Origin of the sequence: Vibrio sp. B1FIG11, from assembly GCF_905175335.1 — a bacterium.
GTDB lineage: Bacteria > Pseudomonadota > Gammaproteobacteria > Enterobacterales > Vibrionaceae > Vibrio > Vibrio campbellii.
In genome coordinates this window covers 2,323,644-2,338,180 of sequence record NZ_HG992751.1, presented here as the reverse complement: position 1 = coordinate 2,338,180, position 14,537 = coordinate 2,323,644, and the positions used below count along the sequence as shown (strand labels likewise).

Annotated in this window: 18 protein-coding genes; 16 read left to right on the top strand and 2 right to left on the bottom strand. The window is 42.6% G+C overall.

The window, feature by feature from the left end; genetic code table 11:
• Positions 1-123 precede the first annotated feature (123 nt).
• Positions 124-1,062 carry a LysR substrate-binding domain-containing protein gene (locus tag KHO06_RS10865; RefSeq protein ID WP_212581566.1) on the bottom strand — a complete coding sequence of 313 codons (939 nt, stop codon included), beginning with the start codon at positions 1,060-1,062 and terminating at the stop codon, positions 124-126.
• Between the two features lie 195 nt (positions 1,063-1,257).
• Positions 1,258-2,310 (bottom strand): DUF1214 domain-containing protein, encoded by a 1,053-nt coding sequence (locus KHO06_RS10860; RefSeq protein ID WP_212581565.1) that lies wholly within the window; start codon positions 2,308-2,310, stop codon positions 1,258-1,260.
• 264 nt (positions 2,311-2,574) lie between these two features.
• On the opposite strand from KHO06_RS10860, the gene KHO06_RS10855 reads away from it, so the two are divergent.
• The 16 genes from KHO06_RS10855 (at position 2,575) to KHO06_RS10785 (ending at position 14,537) form a co-directional block, all read left to right on the top strand.
• Positions 2,575-3,543, top strand: a complete 969-nt coding sequence (locus KHO06_RS10855) for a MoxR family ATPase (RefSeq protein WP_212581564.1) — start codon at positions 2,575-2,577, stop codon at positions 3,541-3,543.
• Positions 3,544-3,554: 11 nt separating this feature from the next.
• Complete coding sequence (locus tag KHO06_RS10850; protein WP_244858357.1) at positions 3,555-4,202, top strand: DUF58 domain-containing protein; 648 nt, start codon at positions 3,555-3,557, stop codon at positions 4,200-4,202.
• Positions 4,203-4,302: 100 nt separating this feature from the next.
• Complete coding sequence (locus KHO06_RS26535; RefSeq protein ID WP_244858356.1) at positions 4,303-4,530, top strand: hypothetical protein; 228 nt, start codon at positions 4,303-4,305, stop codon at positions 4,528-4,530.
• An 18-nt stretch (positions 4,531-4,548) separates the two neighbouring features.
• Positions 4,549-5,058, top strand: a complete 510-nt coding sequence (locus KHO06_RS10845) for a DUF4381 domain-containing protein (protein WP_212581563.1) — start codon at positions 4,549-4,551, stop codon at positions 5,056-5,058.
• Entirely contained in the window at positions 5,051-6,094 is a 1,044-nt protein-coding gene (locus KHO06_RS10840; RefSeq protein ID WP_212581562.1) for a VWA domain-containing protein, read from the top strand. Before KHO06_RS10845 ends, KHO06_RS10840 begins: the two co-directional genes overlap by 8 nt.
• Positions 6,087-7,082 carry a VWA domain-containing protein gene (locus tag KHO06_RS10835; RefSeq protein WP_244858355.1) on the top strand — a complete coding sequence of 332 codons (996 nt, stop codon included), beginning with the start codon at positions 6,087-6,089 and terminating at the stop codon, positions 7,080-7,082. The genes KHO06_RS10840 and KHO06_RS10835 overlap by 8 nt, the downstream gene beginning before the upstream one ends.
• Positions 7,083-7,093: 11 nt before the next feature.
• On the top strand, positions 7,094-7,783 hold the full coding sequence (locus KHO06_RS10830) for a hypothetical protein (RefSeq protein ID WP_212581561.1): 690 nt from the start codon (positions 7,094-7,096) through the stop codon (positions 7,781-7,783).
• Between the two features lie 121 nt (positions 7,784-7,904).
• The gene (locus KHO06_RS10825; protein WP_212581560.1) at positions 7,905-9,191 is read left to right on the top strand and encodes a BatD family protein; all 1,287 of its coding nucleotides are present in this window, start codon (positions 7,905-7,907) and stop codon (positions 9,189-9,191) included.
• A 281-nt stretch (positions 9,192-9,472) separates the two neighbouring features.
• A complete protein-coding gene (gene thrS / locus KHO06_RS10820; RefSeq protein ID WP_005428072.1) occupies positions 9,473-11,401 on the top strand; it encodes a threonine--tRNA ligase in 1,929 nt (642 codons plus the stop codon).
• A 3-nt stretch (positions 11,402-11,404) separates the two neighbouring features.
• Entirely contained in the window at positions 11,405-11,956 is a 552-nt protein-coding gene (infC, locus tag KHO06_RS10815; RefSeq protein WP_074050532.1) for a translation initiation factor IF-3, read from the top strand.
• Positions 11,957-12,073: 117 nt separating this feature from the next.
• Positions 12,074-12,268 (top strand): 50S ribosomal protein L35, encoded by a 195-nt coding sequence (rpmI, locus tag KHO06_RS10810; protein ID WP_005428085.1) that lies wholly within the window; start codon positions 12,074-12,076, stop codon positions 12,266-12,268.
• Between the two features lie 40 nt (positions 12,269-12,308).
• Positions 12,309-12,662 carry a 50S ribosomal protein L20 gene (rplT, locus tag KHO06_RS10805; RefSeq protein ID WP_004727974.1) on the top strand — a complete coding sequence of 118 codons (354 nt, stop codon included), beginning with the start codon at positions 12,309-12,311 and terminating at the stop codon, positions 12,660-12,662.
• 186 nt (positions 12,663-12,848) lie between these two features.
• Positions 12,849-13,394 carry a GNAT family N-acetyltransferase gene (locus KHO06_RS10800; RefSeq protein ID WP_212581559.1) on the top strand — a complete coding sequence of 182 codons (546 nt, stop codon included), beginning with the start codon at positions 12,849-12,851 and terminating at the stop codon, positions 13,392-13,394.
• Positions 13,395-13,455: 61 nt separating this feature from the next.
• Positions 13,456-13,740, top strand: a complete 285-nt coding sequence (locus KHO06_RS10795) for a MazG nucleotide pyrophosphohydrolase domain-containing protein (RefSeq protein ID WP_212581558.1) — start codon at positions 13,456-13,458, stop codon at positions 13,738-13,740.
• 16 nt (positions 13,741-13,756) lie between these two features.
• Positions 13,757-14,137: a RidA family protein gene (locus KHO06_RS10790; RefSeq protein ID WP_045418405.1), complete on the top strand. Its 381-nt coding sequence runs from the start codon at positions 13,757-13,759 to the stop codon at positions 14,135-14,137.
• Positions 14,138-14,147: 10 nt separating this feature from the next.
• Positions 14,148-14,537, top strand: a complete 390-nt coding sequence (locus KHO06_RS10785; RefSeq protein WP_077261572.1) for a VOC family protein — start codon at positions 14,148-14,150, stop codon at positions 14,535-14,537.

Genomic DNA, 14,537 nt, shown 5'->3' with positions numbered 1-14,537 from the left:
AAATAAACCGCCTCCCAATCGTTTCTCTGTCTATGCATTCATTGATGGCGCGATATGCTCTTTCTCTCAATCCGACTAAACACATGCCCCTAATTCAGCATTAGCGATTCACGGTTTAGCCAGTTAACATCTCAGTATGGACTTCGTTTGTTCAAGGACGAGCTCTCGGAACCATTGATGAGCTTGGCTGTTTAATGTTCTTTTATGCTCGATTAAGTAGACGTTTAGATCTAAATCGATACTCTGATGCGTTAATGGAATGGGAATGAGTTCATCACTCACTTGTCCGAGCAAGTTGGAGGAGACCAATATTGTTGGCGTTTCTTTCATCACTTTTATCAACGTGCTGAGTTGACCGCTTTTAAAGACAACATCTCTGCATATACCCTGGCTTTCTAAATATTGATCCACCGGGTTATGCGTTGCCGACATGGAACGAATATCCAAGTTTAAATCAACAAAGCGGTAGTTTAGACAATCCTCGAGGGTAACCGAGTCTTTTCCTGTTAAAGGATGTTGTCTGCACGCGTAAAAAACAGGATAGATTTTACCTAGCTCCGTACAGAGAAAATCAACTTCATTCGTTGGCTTCTCTAGGTGCAGCGTAAAATCTATCGTTCTCTCTACTAATTGTTGTGTTGGGTTTTTTGTCGGAGGGTATTCGACCAAACTCGCTTTAGGAGCTTGATTAAAGAGCGCAATACTAAGTTTTCCGCATATCAATTCGCTCATTAGAGGGGGAGCAGAGATAGCAAACGTATGCTCGCAGTTTTTAGGGCTGAATGAACTGGAGTCGACAATGTCTTTGATGTTTGAGAGTACCTCACTGATTGCCCCCTCTAGCTCTATTGCTTTTTGTGTTGGAACTAGGCCACTTGACTCCCGATAGAATAGAGGGTCATGAAAGACGTCTCTTAATTTTCCTAAAATTCGACTCATTGCCGGCTGGGAGATATAAAGGGCAGAGGCAGCTCGAGTTACATTTCTCTCTTTTAATAGAACACTTAAAGAGACCAAAAGATTGAGATCAATGCGAGATAACTCTTGTTCGATAGTTTTCATAGCATCCTTAGAAAACGTTCATATACGGAAAGTCGATAAAGATATTATCGAATTATAGGATAGCTTGGTTATTTAAGGTAGTTTTTGGGTTCAAGAGTTTGAAGTAGAGTGGTTTACTTTAGCGGTTAATATTATTTGCGTGATGTGTTTGCTGTTAAAAATAAAAGGCCACCTTTAGTGACCTTTAAGATTTTATTATTTTTCTTTTACGAATGGTAAAATTCGATAACCATCCTTGACCTTTTGACTAGGGATGTAATGGCGGAATGCTAAATTAAATTCATTTGATTTATTTTCAGTTTCTAAGTTATTTAGTGCATCAGAGCCACATCCAAAGCTGACCGTGTAAGTGCCATCTGCGTTGCGCTCTGCAGTATTAGAGCTGATATTGGCTACGTCATTGAACATGAAGCCTTGTTTGTTATAGACAGTTACAGACCAAAACGCTTGGTCTTGAGGGTCTTCAAATGTTGCTTGATAACACTTGTCGGTTGGGTAGTTGCCTGATACTTCATAAATGTTATCAACCATTTGTGCTCCACCCCAACCAACAGCGGCGCCAACCGCATATTTTTGTTTGGTAAAGAGCTCCTTTGATGCATCGTTTGGAGCGGTAAACATGCCTACGAGTGCTGATGCCCCTTCACGTTTGAAAATGGCGGGCATTTGAGCTTTAAGAGCATTCTCTGTTTGTTCAAAAGAGGCTTTATTCACCTGTTCTGCAGTGAATTCTTTATCTGATTGCGCCGTGATGACCATCTTGTCTTGTATGGCGTGGGCTTCAGTTTTTGTAAACGTAGAGTCTAGGCGAACAATAACGTATAGGTGGTCGCCTTTCGTCGTGCTGAGCTCAAACGTGCCTGAGCCATATTGCATTGGCAAAATACGATGGTCTTCAGTGACACCTTGAATAGACATGTATTTGCCTTTTGGTATCTCCGGTAGGGAAATCGTTGCTCCCTTCGATACATCTATTACCGCTAAGGAGTAATAAGTGTCTCTATTCATTCGCACCACATCTTGCTCGTCCAGAGGGGTTAGTTCACGCTTGTGGCGAAAATTGTTTACCCCTACAACTTCTTGGTTTTTTACAAACTGACGAGCTGATTCGAGGGTTGGGTAGTTTTCTGGTGTCGTGATAATGCCATCCTGATCGAAGTAGTCGCTCAGAGTAGTCACTTCCGCAGAAAATGTTGGAAGTGATAACAGGCTGAGTCCAGCCGCGACGGAAATTGCTATCTTTTTCATGTCGATTCCTAATAATTATTGGATTTTAAAAAGGGGCCAAATAAGACGAGCTAACATTATTTTATTTTTTTATTTTATTGAAGTGATTAATACTGATAATTGATATTACTAATTTGCATGGAGATTAATCTAAGTTCTATTGACTGTCTGAAGTGCACTAGATAATACTTATGATGTATTTAGTATCAGGTCAGATGTTTTCTATTTAAATTAGTTATTATCTTTTCTGTTTGTTATGAAATTAATTATTGGCGGTAGATCGGTTTGAATACATCATTAAATAATATTCTCTTTATTAAAAAGCAGTTAAAGAAATCAGTGATTGGTCAAGAAAATATGGTGGATACCTTATTAATTGCATTGCTGACAAATGGTAACGTTTTACTTGAGGGATTACCTGGCACAGCCAAAACTCGATCTATAAAGGCGTTATCTAAGATCCTAGATGTCACTTTGGGGCGTGTGCAGTTTACACCTGATCTTTTGCCGTCAGATGTAACTGGTACAGAGGTATACCAAGATGTTGATGGGAAACCAACGCTAACGTTTCAAGCGGGACCAGTGTTCAACAATTTATTACTGGCAGATGAAATAAATCGTTCCCCAGCGAAGGTGCAAGCTGCACTGCTAGAGGCCATGGAAGAAAGACAAGTTACGGTAGCGGGAAAAACTTATCCGTTACCAGAGCCTTTTATGGTGCTCGCGACGCAAAATCCAGTAGAGCAAGAAGGGACCTATCCATTGCCAGAAGCGCAGATGGACCGATTCATCATGAAAATTAATCTCGACTATCCCAGCTTTATGGCAGAAGAGCAGATAATAAAGATGCTTAGGAATGAAGAGACTCCTCAACTCGATGATATTCAAAGAATTGATCCTCAGTGCCTTTTTGAGGCTCGAGAGCAAATTCGTGAGGTTCACTGCAGCGATGATGTGTTGAAATATATTGTGGCCATCATTGTTGCAACTCGAGAGCCTGAAAACTACGGAGAATCTGAGCTGGCCAACTGGATTGCTGTGGGGTCAAGCCCTAGAGCTACTATCGCTCTGGATAAGTGCGCTCGTACGATGGCGTGGCTAAAAGGAAAAGATTTTGTCGATCCAGATGATGTGCGCTCAGTGGCCCATAGCGTGTTAAGACACCGGTTAATACTTTCTTATGAGGCGTTGGCGGAGGGCATCAACTCTGATCGAGTTATCGATGAAATCTTAACGTATGTTGCTGTCGCATAGGGGCATTAAACATGACGTTACGTTCTTTTTTAAGTGGCTCGGTCGTCAAAGCTGACGAACAAGATCCAAACATCTACACATCGCTCAAGTCATTGCAAAGTATGAAGTTTAAAGCGACAGGTTTTGACTTCCTTCCTCAACAGCCAATTAATAGCTTACTGGCAGGACGCCATATTTCTAAGTTGAGGGGAAGAGGTTTGAACTTTGAAGAGATGCGTCACTATCGAGTTGGAGATGATATTCGAACAATGGACTGGAAAATAACGATGCGTACAGGGAAACCGCACGTAAAGATATTTTCTGAGGAGCGCGAAAGGAACGTATTTTTGCTCATCGACCAACGAAGCAATATGTTTTTTGGTAGTACTCATAAAATGAAGTCTGTGATTGCTGCTGAGTTAGCGGCACTTATTGCTTGGAAAGTTGTGGGCTCAACCGACAAAGTAGGCGCCATTGTTTACAACGATTTCGAAGCAACTTCCTTTGCACCGCAACGTAGTGCCAATCATGTGCTCAAGCTTCTTAACCAAGTCGTGATGATGAATCACCAGCTAAGAGTCGGCGGGGCTCGAAGTTCGGAAACAAAGATGTTTGCAAAGCTTTTCCATCAGATAAACCGGGTAGTGAAGCATGATGGCATAGTTATTTTTTTTGACTGACGGGTATGGCTACAACACACACAGCGAAGAGCACATTAAAACACTATGTCAGCACAATGACGTAGTGTTTTGCCACATCTCTGATCCGTTGGAGCATAGAATGGCTGAACTGGGTAAAGCTGTGTTTAGTGATGGTCTCAAACAAGTCGCTCTATCAGGGCGAGATCAGCAGTTGAGAATCGAGTTTGCACAGGATGTTACTCGGGCGATAGAGCAGTTCACTAATACTGCACGTAAGTATCGAATCCCTGTTCTGAATTTCAATACGAAAGCACCTTCCGATGGTCAACTTAGAAAAGCACTCAGTGCTTACCGCCAGGTTTGTTAAATAGGGAGAACATGTTGTATGCCTACATCGACCATACCTGAGCTCACCTTACCACTAGGAACGAATCCTTTGCTCACCAACCTAGCAGAGGTCGGTGGACCTGAGACCATTTCATGGTTGCCTAATGCGCCTGGTTGGTTCGTGTTACTGGGAATTTTACTTTGCTTTATTACGTTTCGACTCTTTCTTCGAGTGAAAAGGTACTTTGCGAATATTTATCGACGTGCTGCATTAAAGGAACTTCAGTGCCTACAGAATTTGGAGTTAGGTTCAAGTCGGTTACCTCAGTTATTGAGGCGCACTGCACTCTATGCTTTCCCTCGAGAAGAGGTTGCCCCTTTGATTGGTAAAGATTGGGAGAAATGGTTGGATAGTCATTGTCCCGGCAGCCAATTTTCGACGCAATATTCGGGGCTACTTGCCACGCTAGCCTATAGCGGGGGGAGAGGGCTGTCTGACCTGAAAAGGCAAGAATGTTTCAAGGCTGTCCGCCATTGGATCCAACACCATGAGGTGAAGCATGATTGAATTTGATGCTCCGTGGGCATTTGCGCTGGTTGTGTTGCCTTACTTTGTATATCGTTTTTTGCCACCTTACCGAGCGCAAAAAAGTGCATTGCAAGTTCCGTTTTTTGAACGACTACTATCTGTTTCTGGTGAAGAAGCGTCAGAGGCTGCCAGTCTACTGCAACGACGCAGAGTGCAGTGGGCGTTAGTTATCATGAGTTACTTGGCTTTAGTAACTGCTCTGGCTAAACCGGTGTGGCTTGGGGAACCTATTCAGCAAAAGAAGTCCGCGAGAGAAATTATGGTCGCACTGGATTTGTCTGGCTCCATGTCCGAGAAAGATTTTACAGATAAACAAGGGACTAAGCATGATCGTTTAACGATCGCTAAACAAGTGTTGCGTGAGTTTGCATCACGTCGTCAACACGACCGTTTAGGACTCATTCTATTTGCTGACGCTGCTTATGTGCAGGCTCCTTTTACCGAAGATATCGAAACATGGCAATCCTTATTGAAGGAAGTGCAGTTGGGGTATGCGGGGTTTCAAACTGCATTTGGTGATGCAATTGGGTTGGCCATCTTGGTTTTTGAACAAGAACAAAGCGAGCAGAGGGTATTAATTCTATTGACTGATGGAGATGATACAAGCTCGACAATGCCTCCTCTAAAGGCCGCGGAAATCGCTGCCAAATATAATGTGAAGATTTATACCATCGCAATAGGAGACCCAAGTACTAAAGGCCGATACAAAATGGATCTCACTACGCTCGATCAAGTAGCCTCGATGACTGGAGGTAGAATGTTTCACGCTATGAGTCGTCAGGATTTAGAGCAGGCCTATTTAGCTATTGAACAGATGGAACGACAAGAGTTTGAGTTGTTGACTCATAGACCTAAACATAGCCTGCACCATTGGGTGTTTGGTTTTAGTTTTATAACCCAACTATTCGCTTTGATGTTAATCATCCTCACACGTTTTATTGCGGGTTTACGTCGCAAGAAGAATCTACAGACTATCTACCAGCATGCAATAAAAGGGGAGAGACAGAGTGAGTGATCTGCTTATTTTCTTTGATGGTGGAACACTATCTCAGTTCCATTTTATACGACCTTGGTGGTTGATCGCGTTTTTCCCAATGATGGGCCTGTATTACATTCTGAAAAAACAAGATGATGTGATGTCTCAATGGGAAGGAGTGATGGCTAAAAATGTGCTTGAACACCTTACTATTAATCGCAGTGCTCACCGTTTTGTTACCCCTAACCAGCTTTTTGTTTTGTTTTCAATTTTGGCGACTTTAGTCATGGCCGGGCCGTCTTGGAAACAGCAATTGTCCCCGTTTTATGAAGATGATTCGCAGTTGATTATTGCTTTGGATGTGTCTACCAGTATGAACACCGCCGATATCGAGCCTACTCGTTTAGCACGTGCGAAGCATAAAATTGCTCAGTTAATTCAGCAGCGAGGTGGCGGTAAAACAGGGCTGATTATTTTTGGCGGTAGCGCGCATGTTGCTATGCCAGTAACAACAGATGGAGACTTAACACGATATTTTTTAGACGCATTAGATGACAGCTTACTACCTAATAAAGAGAGCCACCCTGAAGTGGTGATTTCACCAATTGTGGAGTTGCTGAACCAAGCAAAATCGCCGTCGAGTGTGCTGTTAGTAACCGATAAAACGAATACGCTAGCCATAGAGAAACTCGAAGATGAGCTTAGGAGCCTTGAGCATCAAGTTATTGTTTGGGCTATGAGGGAAAGTGTGCAAAGCGGCAATAGCTCATTTCCTGAAAATCCCCCTAAAAGCAGTCAGGTGCAGATAAAAAACTTATCAAAGTTAGCCGAGGCCGGACATGGAGAGTTAGTCATGTTTACCCGCAATGGTGATGACGTGGCACAAGTGCAAAGCCTAGTTAAAAGTAATCTATTCGCGGCAAGTGACGAGCAACGGCCATGGCTTGATGCAGGCTACTTATTACTTTTTATTTTGCTGCCAGTGCAACTGATGTGGTTTAGACGTGGTTGGACATTGCAATGGTAAAGGAGTTGGTCTTGATGAATAGAAATCCCACCAACTGTGCTTTGGAAAGTAATAACTTAGGTATAAAGAGCCGGCTAAAATCGTTGAGTTCATTAGCACTGAAAATGTTGCAGAAGCATAAAATCAAGTTGGTTGCTTCATGTTTACTTTCTTTACCCGCATGGTACTGCTTTTCGCCGACTTCTTTTTACCAAGCGTGGCTTTCGAAAGACCAACAGGCGATGCTTTATTTTAAGCAAGGCAACGTGAAAGAAGCGGCTCTCTTATTTGAAGAGCCTGAATGGAAAGCATATAGCACCTATTTATCTGGTGACTTTACTGCTGCAATCGAGCTGTTAAAAGTCATTGGTATTGATAGAGCGCAATTTGCTCTAGCGAATGCATATGCTCACTCAATGCAATTTGAACTCGCATTACCGATATATGAATCCTTCAAGGGTGAGAAAGGTTTTGGAATGGCAGCTAAGAATAATATAGCGGTGATTAAAATGGCGATAGAGAAAATTAAAAATGCACCGCCAGAAAAGAAGGGGACAGAACGGTTCATTGATGATCGTCAAACTGTTCGTGATGAAGACAAGGAAGTGAAAAGCAAGAGAACAGCCGTCACTGATCAGTTATGGCTGAAACAAGTGCGTCAAAACCCTTCGACCTTCCTAAGGCAGAAATTCCAGCAGGAGTATGCTAATGAGCACTTATAATCAGCTATGTTTTTATACGTTGCACTATTATAGATGGAATTACTGTCTCAAAGTATGTCTCCTGACTTTCATCAGCGTAGTGTTGTGCTCACAAAGCTTTGCGAGTCAAATTCAACCGACCATGAAGGATTTAATCGCAGAGAAGCGAGTACGCATCAGTGTTTCCCCTCGCATAGACAAAAGCGTTGTACCTAAAGAGCGGATAACTTTTGACGTTAAGGTTGAGAGTCAATTCCCTTTCAACAGAGATATGGTGCTTCCTTATTTGAATATTTCAGATACGGTTATCGTTAACGAAAAGTCACCGGTGGTTCGCTCGACATATCGACGCGGTGGTAAGACATGGTACACACAAACATCAACGTTTTCTTTATACGCAATGCGCTCAGGTGATTTCGTACTGAGTAGGTTTGACTTGCCTCTATCAGTGACAGTACCAAATGGAGATGTAATAGAGGGAAGCATTGAAAGTCATTCAGTGGAGTTTTATGTCGACAACTTTGGAGAATCTGAGGCATTAATGCAAAACGGGGTTGTTTCAGACAAAGCAACCTTGTCTTTATCGATGAAACAAAATAAAGAAAAAATGTCGACAAAGGATGTGTTTGAAGTTGGTCAAGCTGTGACTTTGACTTATCGAGTATCAGTAGAGAACTCGCATAGTATGTTATTGCCGCAGCTAAAAATTGAGGAGGTGGACGGTATTATCGCTTACAGAAAGCCAGCAAATAAGGAAGACATTCTTAACCCATTAACAAATGATAATACCGCTGTACTTTCTCAATCGTTTACTTACATCTTTCAGAATGAGGGTACCTTTAAACTACCCGAAAAAACGCTGAGTTGGTGGAACACCAATACAAAGAGAGTAGAAACTCTTAAAATTTCACAACTAACATTTCAGGTTGGTGAGCCGAGTATTGCAGAAGAAGTAAAGGCAAACGTATTGCAATGGTTTGGTCGCAATTTCTATACAAGCAAAGGTTCGATTTCATACTCTGATTATGTAGTGGCGATCACTCTTTTTTTAAGCTTTCTCTCATTCTTACTGTTTGCCTATCAACGAGGGGAGGTTAATAGGCAAGATGAACAACGGATGTATGAAAGTAGAGACCTAAAGCAAGCATTTTTAGAGCAGTGTGATCGTGCGGATTACATAGAAGCTGTACAAACGCTATATGATATTGCCACCAAATTAGATGTTTCAAGAGCGTCGCTGAGTCATGTTTTAGATAAGGAGAGCAACCACATTTGGCAAAAAATACTAGCAATGGCGTTTAATGGAAACGCTGCACGCTCAATATCACAAGGCGAAGCGCAAAAGCTAATTCACGCCCTTACTGCCAGTGGTGTTAGTAGACCAACCAAATTTAAATTCGATTGGACACTTAACCCAGTGAGTGAATAGTCAAAATGGCTAGCTTCTAGTTTGAGGGAGTTGTCAGTCATTGTCGCGAGGTGGTGGGGGACAGCTCTAAATTTTCGTCTTTTGATGGAATTCCTCCTGATGAAGTTTCAATGACATTTTAAAATCGCTCTTTGCATTCTAAATGTGAGCTATGTACAATCCTTGTTCCGATGAAGGTCCGGTATTCGTGTTACTGAGCGACCGTCATCGACTCTCGAAATATCTTCTAATTTGAATAACATGTGTTGCTTGGTGTGCAACACCACTGTAAAGGACATAGCATGCCTATTATTACTCTTCCTGACGGCAGTCAGCGTCAATTTGACAACCCAGTTTCTACTATGGAAGTTGCGCAATCGATCGGTCCTGGTCTTGCAAAAGCAACTATCGCTGGTCGTGTAAACGGTAACCGCGTTGATGCGTGTGATCTAATTGAAGAAGACGCAAGCCTAGAAATCATCACAGTAAAAGATGAAGTAGACGGTCTAGAAATCGTTCGTCACTCTTGTGCTCACCTTCTTGGTCACGCTCTTAAGCAGCTTTACCCTCAAGCTAAAATGGCGATCGGTCCAACCATCGACAATGGCTTCTACTACGACATCGACCTAGACGAGTCTCTAACGCAAGACGATCTTGAAAAGATTGAAAAGCGCATGAAAGAGCTAGCGAAAACCAAGTACGAAGTTGTTAAGAAAAAAGTAAGCTGGCAGGAAGCACGTGATACGTTTGAATCACGTGGCGAACCATACAAAGTGGAAATCCTAGACGAAAACGTATCTCGTGATGATCGTCCTGGTCTTTACCACCATGAAGAATACATCGACATGTGTCGCGGTCCTCACGTTCCTAACATGGGCTTCTGCCAACACTTCACTCTATTGAATGTTGCAGGTGCTTACTGGCGTGGTAACAGCGACAACAAAATGCTTCAACGTATCTACGGTACAGCTTTCCACGATAAGAAAGCACTAAAGGCGCACCTAACTCGCTTAGAAGAAGCGGCGAAGCGTGACCACCGTAAGCTTGGTAAGCAACTAGACCTATTCCACATGCAACAAGAAGCACCGGGTATGGTGTTCTGGCATCACAATGGTTGGTCTATCTTCCGTGACCTTGAAGTATTCGTACGCTCTAAGCTAGATGAATACGGTTACCAAGAAGTAAAAGGTCCACTAATTATGGATCGCGTTCTTTGGGAACGTTCTGGTCACTGGGACAAATACGCAGATGCGATGTTCACAACTTCTTCTGAGAACCGTGAATACGCACTGAAGCCAATGAACTGTCCAGGTCACGTACAGATCTTCAACCAAGGTCTAAAATCGTACCGTGATCTACCGTTACGTATGGCAGAGTTCGGCTCATGTCACCGTAACGAGCCATCTGGTGCATTACACGGCATTATGCGTGTACGTGGCTTTACTCAGGATGACGCTCACATTTTCTGTACTGAGAGCCAAATTCAAGAAGAAGTAACAAATTGTATCAAGATGGTGTACGATACGTACCAAACATTTGGTTTCGACAACATCGTAGTGAAACTGTCTACTCGTCCAGAGAAACGTGTAGGTTCAGACGAAATCTGGGATCAATCTGAAGAAGCATTGAAACAGTCTCTAGAATCAATGGAAATTCCATACGAGATTCAAGAGGGTGAGGGTGCATTCTACGGTCCTAAGATTGAATTCACGCTATACGACTGTCTAGACCGTGCGTGGCAGTGTGGTACTGTTCAGCTAGACTTCAACCTACCAGGTCGCCTAGGTGCAACTTATGTAGGTGAAAACAATGAACGTCTTGTACCGGTAATGATTCACCGTGCAATTCTAGGTTCACTAGAGCGTTTCATTGGTATCCTTATCGAAGAATATGCTGGTTTCTTCCCAACTTGGTTGGCACCAGAACAGGCAATTCTTATGAACATTACTGATAAACAGTCAGATTATGTTCAGGAAGTAGTACAAAAACTACAAAAAAGTGGAATTAGAGCTAAAGCGGACTTGAGAAATGAGAAGATTGGCTTTAAAATCCGCGAACACACTTTGAAGCGTGTACCGTATATGCTTGTTGTTGGTGACCAAGAGATGGAAGCTGGCGAAATCGCAGTACGTACTCGTAAAGGTAAAGATCTCGGTAAATTTAAAGTGGATGACTTTATCGCATACATCCAAGACGAGATCTCTAGCCGTAAGCTCAATCTGGAGGAATAAGCTATTAAAGGCGGAAGACGCGGCCAACAGCCGGTAAAACAAAACCCACACCGTATGAACGGTGAAATTCGTGGCGTTCGTGAAGTTCGACTAACTGGCGCTGACGGTGAATCAGTTGGTGTTGTATCTATTCAAGAAGCGATCGCAGCTGCTGAAGAAGCAGGCATGGATCTTGTGGAAATCAGTCCTAACGCTGAGCCGCCAGTCTGTCGTGTTATGGACTACGGCAAATTCCTCTTTGAAAAGAGCAAATCTGCTAAAGAGCAGAAGAAAAAGCAAAAGCAGGTTCAGATTAAGGAAGTAAAATTCCGTCCTGGAACTGATATTGGAGACTATCAGGTAAAACTACGCAACCTGACGCGTTTCCTTGAAGAAGGCAACAAAGTGAAGGTAACAATTCGCTTCCGTGGCCGAGAAATGGCACACCAAGACATCGGTGTTGACGTTCTTCATCGCTTGAAAGAAGACACTGTAGACTTTGCTGTAGTGGAATCTTTCCCTAGTAAGATCGAAGGTCGTCAGATGATCATGGTTCTTGCCCCTAAAAAGAAGTAATTAACGGCTCATCAAGTAATTAAGACCTGGCCGCTTCCCTTTTAAAGGTAAACGGCTGGGTTTTGTTCGCCCTAATTACGTTGTTTATTAAACCTACTCAATGCGGAGTTATTCATCATGCCTAAGATGAAAACCAACAAAGGTGCTGCTAAGCGTTTCAAGAAAACTGCTGGTGGTATTAAGTACAAGCACGCTACAAAACGTCACATCCTGACTAAGCGTACTACTAAGAACAAGCGTCAGCTACGTCCAAATGCACTTCTTCCACGTTGTGAAGTTGCAGCAGTTGTTCGTATGTTGCCATACGCTTAATTCTTTATAGTTATCAATCGTTTAGTTTAGGAGAAGCATAATGCCTCGCGTAAAACGTGGTGTACAAGCTCGTGCACGTCATAAGAAAGTTCTAAAACAAGCTAAAGGTTACTACGGTGCACGTTCACGTGTTTACCGCGTAGCTTTCCAAGCAGTTACTAAAGCTGGTCAATACGCTTACCGTGACCGTCGCGCTAAGAAACGTCAATTCCGTCAACTATGGATTGCACGTATCAACGCAGCATCTCGTCAAAATGGTCTATCTTACAGCCGTTTCATCAACGGTCTTAAGAAAGCATCTATCGAGATCGACCGTAAGATCCTAGCGGACATCGCAGTATTCGACAAAGCAGCATTTGCTGTTCTAGTTGAAAAAGCGAAAGCTGCTCTTTAATTAGCAGTTTAGGATTAAGAGAAGGAGAGCATTAGCTCTCCTTTTTTATTGCCTCGTGTTTTTCCTGCTTTAAAATTTCCCGTTTCCCGTTTCCCGCTCATATCCCAACTCTGACTAAATCAGTTGCTCTAATGGCAGCATTTGTTATTTTGCTTCTACTCGTCACGTCATGGATAAGGAGCATCTGTGTTACCGAGCTATTGGGAATCAAAGCGTTTAATCTTTTCTACTTTTGATGCAGCACAGGCTGAGTTAGCCAAATCTCTATTCGATTCTAATCATCAAAAAGTGGCTTATGACCATACTTTTCGTGATTGGCCAATTGCAGAATATAAAGCGCTGATTTCAAAGAGCGCTCTACCAAAACATCCCGATGACCTCGAGGCTTTTTACCTCAGAAAAATATCGACACAGGAAGGGGAGGCGATAGGTTATATCCAACTCGAACTGAATTTTCCGTACAAAGGGTGTTTATGGATCCCTATGCTGTGTCTTATTCCTGACTACCAAAGTAGAGGCTTAGGAAAGGAAATCGTCGATAGTGTATTGGACATCGTTTTTGAGTATGCTCCTTTCGATAAAGCCATGCTAAACGTGTACGTTGAGAATACCGACGCTTTTCGCTTTTGGTTTAAGCAAGGTTTTAATCAGATAGAACAATTTGATGATACTGAGTATGAGTTAGGGCGCGAGTATCATTGCATTGTCCTCAGTAAAGGAATATCGCTTTAAATCATTCTGTTATCTATTGATGGTAGGGTTTACTAGAGTTGCAAACAAAAAAGGATTAGAAATGGACATTCGACAACTACAAGCGCATATAAAAGAGTTTGATCACGACCCGGAACAGAAGCACCATTACTTTCTCAAACTGATTGAAGAAGTGGGTGAACTATCTGAATCGATTAGGAAAGACGCTACAGGTCAGCCGACAGAGGACACAATTAAAGGAACAATCGCGGAAGAACTCTACGACGTACTCTATTATGTTTGTGCTTTAGCCAATGTTTATGAGATAGATTTAGAAAAAACGCACCAAGTGAAAGAGATACTGAACAAACGAAAATATAACCGTTAGGGAAAGGGGAGACAACATGGTTCAACGAATCAGTTACGAATTTTTGCCGCAAATTTCTGGTCCTTATGTTCATGCGACAAGACATTGTGAGACCTTGTATGTGTCAGGGCTGACAGCTATGGGGTCAGCAAGTCAAAGTGAAAGCCTAATCGAGCAAACAAAAACGATTCTGTCTTACTTGTCACAAATACTCGCCGAAGAACAAAGAGAGAAACGCGATTTGGTCAAGCTGACGATATTTGTAACCGACATGAACCAACTGCCAGAGATCCGGTCGGTGTTATTCGACTTCTATGAAGGGTATTTGCCAGCTTGTTCACTAGTTGAGGTAAGCCGTTTGATTCATCCTGACCTATCTATTGAGATTGAGGCAGTCATCTCATCTGAAGCATTGTAGAGAAGCTTGAATGAAAATAAACCGCTTGGATCATTTAGTTCTGACAGTGAAAGACATTCAAACCACACTGGATTTCTATACACAGGTTCTAGGTATGGAAAGTGTTGCTTTCGGGGAAGGGCGTGTTGCTTTGGTATATGGGCGACAGAAAATCAACCTTCATCAGCTTGGCAATGAATTTGAACCTAAGGCGAGTCAAGTAGCCTCTGGGAGTGCTGATTTATGTTTTGTGTGTGATACGCCAATTGCAAACGTGCTCTCCCACTTAGACTCCCATTCTATCGAGGTTATTGATGGCCCCGTTCAGCGGACAGGTGCAATTGGTAACATCCTATCGGTTTACATTAGAGACCCAGATGGTAACTTAATTGAGTTATCTAACTATCTTACTGAGGTATAG

Coding starts and splice junctions, on each gene's coding strand:
- KHO06_RS10860 (WP_212581565.1), bottom strand. CDS start 2,310: ATGAAAAAGATAGCAATTTCCGTCGCGGCTGGACTCAGCCTGTTATCA.
- KHO06_RS10785 (WP_077261572.1), top strand. CDS start 14,148: ATGAAAATAAACCGCTTGGATCATTTAGTTCTGACAGTGAAAGACATT.
- KHO06_RS10795 (WP_212581558.1), top strand. CDS start 13,456: ATGGACATTCGACAACTACAAGCGCATATAAAAGAGTTTGATCACGAC.
- rplT (WP_004727974.1), top strand. CDS start 12,309: ATGCCTCGCGTAAAACGTGGTGTACAAGCTCGTGCACGTCATAAGAAA.
- KHO06_RS10850 (WP_244858357.1), top strand. CDS start 3,555: ATGACGTTACGTTCTTTTTTAAGTGGCTCGGTCGTCAAAGCTGACGAA.
- KHO06_RS10790 (WP_045418405.1), top strand. CDS start 13,757: ATGGTTCAACGAATCAGTTACGAATTTTTGCCGCAAATTTCTGGTCCT.
- KHO06_RS10825 (WP_212581560.1), top strand. CDS start 7,905: ATGAAGGATTTAATCGCAGAGAAGCGAGTACGCATCAGTGTTTCCCCT.
- thrS (WP_005428072.1), top strand. CDS start 9,473: ATGCCTATTATTACTCTTCCTGACGGCAGTCAGCGTCAATTTGACAAC.
- KHO06_RS10845 (WP_212581563.1), top strand. CDS start 4,549: ATGCCTACATCGACCATACCTGAGCTCACCTTACCACTAGGAACGAAT.
- rpmI (WP_005428085.1), top strand. CDS start 12,074: ATGCCTAAGATGAAAACCAACAAAGGTGCTGCTAAGCGTTTCAAGAAA.
- KHO06_RS10865 (WP_212581566.1), bottom strand. CDS start 1,062: ATGAAAACTATCGAACAAGAGTTATCTCGCATTGATCTCAATCTTTTG.
- KHO06_RS26535 (WP_244858356.1), top strand. CDS start 4,303: ATGGCTGAACTGGGTAAAGCTGTGTTTAGTGATGGTCTCAAACAAGTC.
- KHO06_RS10840 (WP_212581562.1), top strand. CDS start 5,051: ATGATTGAATTTGATGCTCCGTGGGCATTTGCGCTGGTTGTGTTGCCT.